This window comes from Mesorhizobium sp. (assembly GCF_004962925.1).
GTDB lineage: Bacteria > Pseudomonadota > Alphaproteobacteria > Rhizobiales > Rhizobiaceae > Mesorhizobium.
In genome coordinates this window covers 34,093-44,022 of record NZ_SUEO01000012.1, presented here as the reverse complement: position 1 = coordinate 44,022, position 9,930 = coordinate 34,093, and the positions used below count along the sequence as shown (strand labels likewise).

The 9,930-nt window shown below is 58.0% G+C and carries 6 protein-coding genes, 1 tRNA gene and 2 rRNA genes; 3 read left to right on the top strand and 6 right to left on the bottom strand.

The window, feature by feature from the left end; all coding sequences use genetic code 11:
* The 3 genes from E5W87_RS05105 to uxuA form a co-directional block, all read right to left on the bottom strand.
* The coding region (locus E5W87_RS05105) for a helix-turn-helix domain-containing protein (RefSeq protein WP_292394635.1) at positions 1-435 on the bottom strand (435 nt) is incomplete at its 3' end.
* Positions 435-1,580: an extracellular solute-binding protein gene (locus E5W87_RS05100; RefSeq protein ID WP_292394633.1), complete on the bottom strand. Its 1,146-nt coding sequence runs from the start codon at positions 1,578-1,580 to the stop codon at positions 435-437. The genes E5W87_RS05100 and E5W87_RS05105, both read right to left, overlap by 1 nt.
* Before the next feature lie 79 nt (positions 1,581-1,659).
* Positions 1,660-2,880: a mannonate dehydratase gene (gene uxuA / locus E5W87_RS05095; protein WP_292394631.1), complete on the bottom strand. Its 1,221-nt coding sequence runs from the start codon at positions 2,878-2,880 to the stop codon at positions 1,660-1,662.
* A 190-nt stretch (positions 2,881-3,070) separates the two neighbouring features.
* Here uxuA and E5W87_RS05090 point away from each other — a divergent pair, with 190 nt between their 5' ends.
* The 3 genes from E5W87_RS05090 (at position 3,071) to ftsZ (ending at position 5,859) form a co-directional block, all read left to right on the top strand.
* Positions 3,071-3,805 (top strand): FadR/GntR family transcriptional regulator, encoded by a 735-nt coding sequence (locus tag E5W87_RS05090; protein ID WP_292394629.1) that lies wholly within the window; start codon positions 3,071-3,073, stop codon positions 3,803-3,805.
* A 13-nt stretch (positions 3,806-3,818) separates the two neighbouring features.
* Positions 3,819-4,604 carry an SDR family oxidoreductase gene (locus E5W87_RS05085; RefSeq protein WP_292394627.1) on the top strand — a complete coding sequence of 262 codons (786 nt, stop codon included), beginning with the start codon at positions 3,819-3,821 and terminating at the stop codon, positions 4,602-4,604.
* A 247-nt stretch (positions 4,605-4,851) separates the two neighbouring features.
* Positions 4,852-5,859 carry a cell division protein FtsZ gene (ftsZ, locus tag E5W87_RS05080; RefSeq protein ID WP_292394625.1) on the top strand — a complete coding sequence of 336 codons (1,008 nt, stop codon included), beginning with the start codon at positions 4,852-4,854 and terminating at the stop codon, positions 5,857-5,859.
* 280 nt (positions 5,860-6,139) lie between these two features.
* Here the strand turns inward: ftsZ and E5W87_RS05075 are convergent.
* The 3 genes from E5W87_RS05075 to E5W87_RS05065 form a co-directional block, all read right to left on the bottom strand.
* Positions 6,140-6,216: transfer RNA gene (locus tag E5W87_RS05075), tRNA-Met, on the bottom strand.
* A 131-nt stretch (positions 6,217-6,347) separates the two neighbouring features.
* Positions 6,348-6,462: ribosomal RNA gene (rrf, locus tag E5W87_RS05070) — 5S ribosomal RNA — on the bottom strand.
* 173 nt (positions 6,463-6,635) lie between these two features.
* Positions 6,636-9,502 (bottom strand): 23S ribosomal RNA (locus E5W87_RS05065).
* Positions 9,503-9,930: the final 428 nt, after the last annotated feature.

Here is a 9,930-nt window from a genome sequence, read left to right as displayed (position 1 = left end):
GCCGAGCGCGACCGAGTAGCGCATCGGCAAAGGCGAATCGATCTGCAGCACCACCAGCGCGCTCTCGCCTTCGCGAACGACCAGATGGCAGCTTTGATCGGTGTTGGCCGAGAGTTCGCGCATCACCGGCAGCGCGCATTCGACCAGCCGGTTTACCGGCGGATGCATATGCGCCAGCTCGAAAAGCTTCAGCGAAAGGCGGAAGCGATCGGATTGCGTCCGGAAGATATAGCCGCGCTTCTCCAGCAGAAGCAGGATGCGGTAAATCTCGTGGATGGAGCGCCCCAGGCCGGCGGCGATCTCGGTCTGGGTCAGCGGCTCGGCGCTGGAGGCCATGAACTCCAGGACATCGAGCGCCTTTTCCACCGCCGGCACGCGATATCCGTTGCGGCCGCTTTCGCCTTCATCGACGATCTGGGCGATGTCGGCGGCCATTATGCGACGCTCCGTTCCGGTTGGCCTTGCCTGGTCTCGCGGTAAAGGCGGTTCAGCCGGTCCGCGAGTTCGGTCGCGGGCATGTCGCCGGCGATGGCAGCGGCCGCATGCGGCGCGCATTCGCGGAAAAAGGCGATGAAGCCCGGATGCGTCGGGCGCAGGTAGGACGCTTCGATCGTCGCCAGCGTCGAGCTGAAGAAATTGCCGGAAAGATCGTTGACTTCGGCGTCCTTCCACGCTGCCAGCGATCCCGGCTGTCCGCCTGACTTCACGTAGTCGCCGCGCTGGTAGCCGGGCGAGCATAGAAAAAGCGCGTAGTCGATGGCGGCCTGTTTGTGTTTCGATTGGGCGCTGACCCCGATGCCGGCACCACCGAGCAAGGAGCCAGCGGATCGCGGGGTCGGCACATCTGCGAAACGCAGATACGGTCTGTCGGCCTTCGAGGCATAGTTCACATAGCCGAAGGCGAACGGCACATAGACCACATCGTCATGCGCGATCATGTGGTCATAGCAGCGGATCGGGTTCCATCTCGACGAATTCGGATGCGACAACTCGACAAGCTGACGCAACTGCGCGACAGCCCGCTCGACCTTGTCCCTTGCAATGAACTCCTCGCCGTTTTCCTGCGGATGGCCGAGCGTCAAGAGCAGGCACATGGCGTCCGTCGGTACGAACGGCAGGCCAAGCCACTTGCCGTCCTTGCGCACGCGCCGGCCAAGCTCCAGCACCTCTTCATGAGTGGTGGGCACCGCTGCGTAGCGCTCCAGGAGATCCGGCCGATAGGAGGCGACCTGGCAGGCGGCATCGATCGGCAGTGCCCACTGGCGGCCGTTCCTTGCATAGGATCGCCAGGACGCGCCGACCGAGTCGTGCTCGAAGAAGCGGCGCTCCGCCGGCAGATAGCCGTCGAACGGCACCATCAGCTCGCCGTCGGCGATGTCGCCGATAAAGGGATGATCGAATACGATCAGATCATAGGTACCGAGCACCGGGCCAAGCGCGCCCTCGCCGAATTCATAGAGGCTGCGGCGGTCCCATTCGATCTCCAGGCCAGGATTGGTTGCGAAATACGTCTCGGCGCTGGCGTCGAGCGGACCCCAGCAGCGTCGATGATCCCATGCAAGACCGCGCAGTCTTGTCATTCCTGAAATTCCTCCCTGAACCGAGCGTGCGCCCGGTCAGTCGATTAGTAGCAGGAATTTTTACCTGAACAAGTTGTTTTTACATATGCAAATTGCGCCATTCCTCTTCGACGACCTCAGCCAGCCCAAAACGCTCCACGGCGCGCATGATGCCACGCAGCTCGGCTAGGCCTTTCAGGCGGCCAATCAAGGAGTAACCGGGATTGATCCTGGTCTTGCCGATATCGTCGGCGAGCAGATGGCCATGATCGGGACGCATCGGGATCCGCCAGTCGGCGCGGCCTTCCCTACGACGGCGCGTCTCCTCCTGCATCAAAGCAAGGATGACATGCGCCATGTCGGTGCCGCCCTCCAGATGCTCGGCTTCATAGAAGGAGCCGTCATCCTCGATGGTTATGTTGCGCAGGTGGACGAAATGGATCCGGTCGGCGAATTCCTTGACCATGCCGACAATGTCGTTGTCGGCGCGCGTACCGTAGGAGCCGGTGCAGAATGTCAGGCCGTTCGCCGGGCTGTCGACGGCGTTGAGGATGAAACGCGCGTCCTCGGCGGTCGAAACGATCCGTGGCAAGCCATAGAGCGAGAAGGGCGGGTCGTCGGGATGGATGCACATGCGCGCACCGACTTCTTCGGCGACCGGAATGATCTCGCTCAAAAACCAGGCAAGATTGTCGCGCAACTCCTTCGGCCCGATCGAATCATATTCCGCCAATGCCTCGCGAAAACTTTCCCTGACGTAGCTGCGCTCGGTCGCCGGCAGGCCGGCAATGAGATTGCGCTCGATCCTGTCGATCTCCTCGTCGCTCAGTTCCTTCAGTCGCGATTCTGCCTCGGCGATACGGGCGGCACTGTAGCCGGCCTCGGCATTCCTGCGCTTCAGCACAAACAGGTCGTAGGCCGCGAAATCGATCGCATCGAAACGCAGCGCATAACCCGTTGTCGGAAGCCGATAGGCCAGATCCGTGCGGGTCCAGTCGACCACGGGCATGAAATTGTAGCAGATCGTCGAAATGCCGGCCTTGGCGAGCGCACGGATCGTGTCCTTGTAGAAGCCGACATAGCGAAGCCGTTCCGCCGAGCCGATCTTGATCGAGTTGTGAACGGGAATGCTCTCGACGACCGACCAGGTCAGCCCTGCCGCCTCGATGATCCGCTTGCGCTCCAAAATGCTCTCGAGCGGCCAGGCACGCCCGTCATATATGTCGTGCAGGGCCGTCACCACGCCTGTCGCACCTGCCTGCTTAACATGATCGAGCGTCACCGGATCGTCCGGTCCATACCAGCGCCAGCACTGTTCCATTGCATCTTTCCTTTTGCGAGAGAACGGCAACTTATTGTTGGACCACAACAAGTGTCAAACCAAAGTTTGAGCTCATTTCCGAGATAGCCATCCCCGAAGTTTGCTCGAAAGCTCAGAAGATCGTGCCAAAACCGATTGTTTTCCCTAATGGCTGCGTTATGTTGGTCCAACAATTAAGGAAGACTCGACCTTGGAAAATTCTCAAGCCGCGCACGAGAACGCCGCGGCGCGGCGCAGCAACGGCGGGTCCGCGGTCGACATGACGGCCGGGCGGATTCTTGATCTCATCCGAGTGCGGCAGCTGAATGTCGGCGACGTGCTGCCGACCGAGCGTGAGCTAAGTGAGCTCACCGGCGCCAGTCGCAATACCGTACGCGAGGCATTGCGCACGATCCGTACCTACGGGCTCATCGAACCAAAACCTCGCGTCGGCGCCGTCCTGGCCAATGGGCAGAGCATGGCCATCCAGAATTTTTTCGCGGCGCATATGGATATCTCGCGCTCGTCCTTCGCCGACATACAGGGGTTCAGGCGCATCATCGAGGTCGGTATCGGCGACCATATCGTCCTGCATGCCTCGAACGAACAGATCGAGGCACTTGACGAGATCAACGGCCAGATCCTTACGAGCCGCTCGATCGAGGAGGCGGCCGCGAACGATTTCAATTTCCACATGGCGCTGATCGGGTTGTCGGACAATCGCATGCTGGCGGACATGTATTCCTTCCTTTCTCCCGTGATCCTGCGGATCATGACGATCGGAAAGGAAATGCGCCCGATGCTGGCCGACACAAGGCGCGCCCATGGCGAGATCGTCGCGGCGCTCCGCTCGCGCGACAGGGTGGCCTATGCCTATTTAATGAGCCGCCATCTCGATTTCGCCAGGCGGTTCTTGCCGGAAGAGCCGGCTTCCGACGGTCAATGAGGGAATTTCCGCAATGAAGGATTTCGACGGCAAGATCGCTCTGGTGACGGGGACGACCGGGATAGGCCTGGCAACCGCCAGACGTCTTGCAGCAGGGGGTGCTGCGATCATCGCCTGCGGCATCGACCGTGCAGCCAATGCGGCGATGACAGCGGAACTGGACAGCTCCGGCGCCGGGGCGCTGGTCATGGCCGTCGACATCTCGGTGCCCGATCAGGTTCGCGACGCGGTCACCGCCGGCGTCGAGCGGTTCGGCGGCCTCGATATCATCGTCAATTCCGCGGCGATCCATCCGTATGGAACCGCCGTCAGCACCGATTTCGACACCTGGAACCAGACGATGTCAGTCAATGTCGGCTCGATCTACCTGACCGCGCATTTCGGCATCCCGGAAATGATCAAGCGGGGCGGCGGCGCCATCGTCAACGTGGCTTCGGTGCAGGGCTTTGCCTGTCAGCAGAACGTCGCCGCCTATGCCACGACCAAGGGCGCCATCCACACATTGACGCGCTCTCTGGCGCTCGACTACGCGCGCTCCGGCATTCGCGTCAATTCCGTCAGCCCGGGCTCGATCCGCTCCCCAATCCTGGAAAAGGCAGCGCGCGGCGAGAATGGCACCGACGCCGATGTCGAGGCGGCTTACCGCCGCTTCGGCGAAGCCCACCCCATCGGGCGGATCGGCGAGCCGGAGGAAGTGGCGGAACTCATCGCCTTTCTGTGTTCGTCGAAAGCCGGGTTCTGTACCGGTGCGGACTACCGGATCGACGGCGGCCTGACTGCCGGCATCGGCGTGAAGTAGAACAGGAAGATCGCCCGATCCTACCTAGAGACGCTGACATCAGACAATTTTCGAAGCACTGACGGCGAACCAATGGCGCGTAACATGCGCGAGTTTGCATAGTACACTTGCAGCCGAGTCAACCGTCTGATTCCCTTAGGCACGCTGGGCTGTCCTGATTCGCTCACTGTCCAAAGTCTTTGCAGTGCGCCGGGAACAAGCCTTCCACCGACCGCTGCGCTTGCGCATTCAACGGGAGAGACGGCAAATGAACACTGCAACGAGGCCGGTAATCTCCGAGATGAGGCCCAAAATATCCGTCATCGGAGTTGGCGGCGGTGGCGGCAATGCCATCAACAACATGATCGCCGAAGGCTTGCAGGGCACTGAATTTATCGTTGCCAACACCGATGCTCAGGCGCTCACCATGTCGAAGGCAACGCGGCTGATCCAACTGGGAGCTCACGTGACGGAAGGCCTGGGTGCGGGATCCCTGCCCGAGGTTGGCCATGCCGCTGCCGTGGAATCGATCGACGAAATCATGGACCATCTCGCGGGAACGCATATGTGTTTCGTGACCGCAGGCATGGGAGGCGGAACTGGAACCGGTGCGGCGCCGGTCATAGCGCAGGCCGCGCGCAATGCGGGAATACTGACGGTGGCCGTCGTCACCAAGCCGTTCGTCTTCGAAGGGAACCGTCGAATGCATGCGGCCAATGAGGGCATCGAGCGGCTCCGCGAGAGCGCCGATACCGTCATCGTCATCCCGAACCAGAACCTCTTCAGGATCGCCGATGCCAAGACGACGTTCGCGGACGCGTTCGCCATGGCGGATCGCGTCCTCTTCTCCGGCGTCGGCTGCATCACAGATCTCATCGTCAAGGAAGGGCTGATCAATCTCGACTTTGCCGATGTGAAGTCGGTGATGCGCGACATGGGCCGCGCGATGATGGGAACCGGCGAAGCCACCGGAGAGGACCGCGCCAGGAAGGCAGCCGAAGCGGCGATCGCAAACCCGCTTCTCGACGAAGCGTCGATGATGGGCGCCAAGGGCGTCCTTGTCTCGATATCGGGCGGCACTGATATGACGCTGTTCGAGGTTGACGAAGCCGCCACCCGCATACGCGAGGAGGTCGACGCCGACGCCGATATCATCGTCGGCGCCATTTTCGACAAGGCGCTCGCAGGAAAATTCAGGGTGTCGGTCGTTGCGACGGGATTGCGGCGAGGGCTTGAGATACCGCTGATGGCGGGGTCGGAAAACCGTGTGAATTGAGCGGCAAAAGGAAATTCATGGTCTGGCAGCGCCGGTTGGAATGTCCGGTGAACAAGTGACGCCGGCATCAAAGAAAAACCCCAGCAACCATTCGAGATTACTGGGGTTTTATGCCTAAACTGGTTGCCGCGAGAGAATGTGACTTTCTCTGTCCCGCTGCGTCGGCTTTCAAAATCGAACGCGCCAGGACCGGGCGTCGACGGCTTTCGGCACAAGCCAGATCTGCGTGCCAGGTTCCAAACGCAAAACGGCCCGCGTGAAGCGGGCCGTTTTGAGTGTTTGGTTGCGGGGACAGGATTTGAACCTGTGACCTTCAGGTTATGAGCCTGACGAGCTACCGGGCTGCTCCACCCCGCGTCAACTTTTCAACAAGTCAGCGCTTAGTTAGTTCCGCCAAAATGAAAGGGCCGCTTGCGCGGCCCGAGCTCCCGATTGGCGGGCCTGTTTGTAAGGAGAAGATTTGGATTTTTGCAACGTGCGTTTTGCAGACCTGGCAGCGACCTACTCTCCCGCGTCTTGAGACGAAGTACCATCAGCGCTGGAGCGTTTCACGGCCGAGTTCGGAATGGGATCGGGTGCAGCCGCTCCGCCATAACCACCAGGTCGGCAAAGCGCACGTTGCTCGAGAAGCTTTTTGAGCGAATAGCCAATAGTGAGTAGCGAATAGGGAACCCTATTTTCTGCTCTCTCTGAGCTGTTCGCTGGTCTTTGTTGTGCTCTCACATCTCAGCGCAATCCGAAGGATTGTCGCCGGACAATGGGCATAAGGAATGAGAACGATCAAGCCGATCGAACTATTAGTACCGGTAAGCTTCAAGCGTTGCCGCTCTTCCACACCCGGCCTATCAACGTGGTCGTCTTCCACGGTTCTCAGGGAATACTCGTTTTAAGGTGGGTTTCCCGCTTAGATGCCTTCAGCGGTTATCCCGTCCGGATATAGCTACCCTGCTATGCGGCTGGCGCCACAACAGGTCCACCAGAGATCCGTCCATCCCGGTCCTCTCGTACTAGGGACAGATCCTTTCAATATTCCTACACCCACGGCAGATAGGGACCGAACTGTCTCACGACGTTCTGAACCCAACTCACGTACCGCTTTAAATGGCGAACAGCCATACCCTTGGGACCTGCTCCAGCCCCAGGATGCGATGAGTCGACATCGAGGTGCCAAACAACCCCGTCGATATGGACTCTTGGGGGTCATCAGCCTGTTATCCCCGGCGTACCTTTTATCCGTTGAGCGATGGCCCTTCCACGCGGGACCACCGGATCACTATGACCGACTTTCGTCTCTGCTCGACTTGTCAGTCTCGCAGTCAGGCAGGCTTATGCCATTGCACTCAGCGAACGATTTCCGACCGTTCTGAGCCCACCATCGCGCGCCTCCGTTACTCTTTAGGAGGCGACCGCCCCAGTCAAACTACCCACCATACATTGTCCCGGACCCGGATAACGGGCCGCGGTTAGACATCCATAGTGATAAGGGTGGTATTTCAAGGGTGGCTCCACCTGAGCTGGCGCCCAGGTTTCAAAGCCTACCACCTATCCTACACATGCCACTACGAATGCCAATGTAAAGCTATAGTAAAGGTGCACGGGGTCTTTCCGTCTAACCGCAGGAACCCCGCATCTTCACGGGGAATTCAATTTCACTGAGTCTATGCTGGAGACAGCGGGGAAGTCGTTACGCCATTCGTGCAGGTCGGAACTTACCCGACAAGGAATTTCGCTACCTTAGGACCGTTATAGTTACGGCCGCCGTTTACTGGGGCTTCGATTCAGAGCTTGCACCCCTCCTCTTAACCTTCCAGCACCGGGCAGGCGTCAGACCCTATACGTCGTCTTGCGACTTCGCAGAGCCCTGTGTTTTTGATAAACAGTCGCTACCCCCTGGTCTGTGCCACCCTCCTCCACTTGCGTGGAAAAGGGTCACGCTTCTTCCGAAGTTACGCGTGCAATTTGCCGAGTTCCTTCAGCATAGTTCTCTCAAGCGCCTTGGTATACTCTACCAGTCCACCAGTGTCGGTTTCGGGTACGGTCTATAAGGAGGAGCTATTTCCTGGAACCACGCAGCAGCCCGTTCAATCCGATAAGATTGGACTACCTCAATGATCCGTCACTTCCTCCAGGCCCACGAATATTAACGTGGTTCCCATCGTCTACGCATTTCTGCCTCGACTTAGGGGCCGGCTAACCCTGCTCAGATTAGCTTTAAGCAGGAACCCTTGGACTTTCGGCGGGGGAGTCTCTCACTCCCCTTACGTTACTCATGTCAGCATTCGCACTTCTGATACCTCCACCACCCCTCACGGGTATGGCTTCATCAGCTTACAGAACGCTCCGCTACCGCTTGCATTGCTGCAAACCCTAAGCTTCGGTGTATGGCTTTAGCCCCGTTACATTTTCGGCGCAAAGACCCTTATTTAGACCAGTGAGCTGTTACGCTTTCTTTAAATGATGGCTGCTTCTAAGCCAACATCCTGGTTGTTTTGGGATCCTCACATCCTTTCCCACTTAGCCATAACTTGGGGACCTTAGCTGTAGGTCAGGGTTGTTTCCCTTTTCACGACGGACGTTAGCACCCGCCGTGTGTCTGCCGACTAGTACTCCCAGGTATTCGGAGTTTGGTTAGGTTTGGTAATCCGGTGAGGACCCCTAGCCCATCCAGTGCTCTACCCCCTGGGGTATTCGGTCGACGCTCTACCTAAATAGATTTCGCGGAGAACCAGCTATTTCCGAGTTTGATTGGCCTTTCACCCCTAGCCACAAGTCATCCCGAACTATTGCAACAGTTATGGGTTCGGTCCTCCAGTAAGTGTTACCTTACCTTCAACCTGCTCATGGCTAGATCACTCGGTTTCGGGTCTAATGCGACGAACTGAACGCCCTGTTCAGACTCGCTTTCGCTGCGCCTACACCTAGCGGTTTAAGCTTGCTCGTCACACTAAGTCGCTGACCCATTATACAAAAGGTACGTGGTCACCCAGGACGAACCTTGGACTCCCACTGTTTGTAGGCAATCGGTTTCAGGTACTCTTTCACTCCCCTTGTCGGGGTGCTTTTCACCTTTCCCTCACGGTACTAGTTCGCTATCGGTCATGCACGAGTACTTAGGCTTGGAGGGTGGTCCCCCCAATTTCAGACAGGATTTCACGTGTCCCGCCTTACTCGAGGACGATGATTTGCATTACGCGTACGGGGCTGTCACCCACTATGGCCCTACTTTCCAGAAGGTTCCGCTTGTCTCATCATCGCCACTGGCCTGGTCCGGGTTCGCTCGCCACTACTTCCGGAGTCTCGGTTGATGTCCTTTCCTACGGGTACTTAGATGTTTCAGTTCCCCGCGTTCGCCACTTTACCCCTATTTTATTCAGGGTAAGTTACCTATTATCGATACTTGGAAACCACAGCAGCAAGTCTGCGCGATCTCAAAGAGATCGTCGCTTAACGCTCAATCCTTTTGGGATCTCGCGCCAATTGTCCTGCTGCTCTGATTTTCCAAGCACCTTAGGTGGGTTTCCCCATTCGGAAATCTACGGATCAAAGGGTATTCGCACCTCCCCGTAGCTTATCGCAGCGTATCACGTCCTTCATCGCCTGTGCATGCCAAGGCATCCACCAATTGCCCTTAAGACACTTGATCGTTCTCATTGCCAATACCCATCGCGCGATCCCGAAGGGATCGTCGCTTCCGCCACAAACCAAAGGATTGTCGCTTCAGCGCGATCTCAAAGAGATCGTCGCTCGAACCAGATCCTGTGCAGAATCTGCTTCAATGGAATTGGCACAAAAAGACCAGCTTCTCGAGATCGGTTCGAGGGTGCGGTTAGGCAAGCCCATCATATGCGGGAGATTGAGCGTCTCCCGCGACAAATCATGAGCCTTTCGGATCACGAAGTTCGAACAAATCTTCTCTTTACGATGTCAAACAGAACAGGCGGAGAGCTAGATGCTCGCCGCAAACTCTTAAAACGAATGACTTTTTCTCGGCCGGTTTCACATCTCTACTCAACACCCCTCCTTCTTTTCAGAACGAGGTAGCGACAATCCTGCGGATTGCGCAGCGACAAT

What these genes read in the sequence shown, in the direction of transcription:
- E5W87_RS05100 (WP_292394633.1), bottom strand. Translation starts at nt 1,580, where the DNA reads ATGACAAGACTGCGCGGTCTTGCATGGGATCATCGACGCTGCTGGGGT.
- ftsZ (WP_292394625.1), top strand. Translation starts at nt 4,852, where the DNA reads ATGAACACTGCAACGAGGCCGGTAATCTCCGAGATGAGGCCCAAAATA.
- E5W87_RS05085 (WP_292394627.1), top strand. Translation starts at nt 3,819, where the DNA reads ATGAAGGATTTCGACGGCAAGATCGCTCTGGTGACGGGGACGACCGGG.
- uxuA (WP_292394631.1), bottom strand. Translation starts at nt 2,880, where the DNA reads ATGGAACAGTGCTGGCGCTGGTATGGACCGGACGATCCGGTGACGCTC.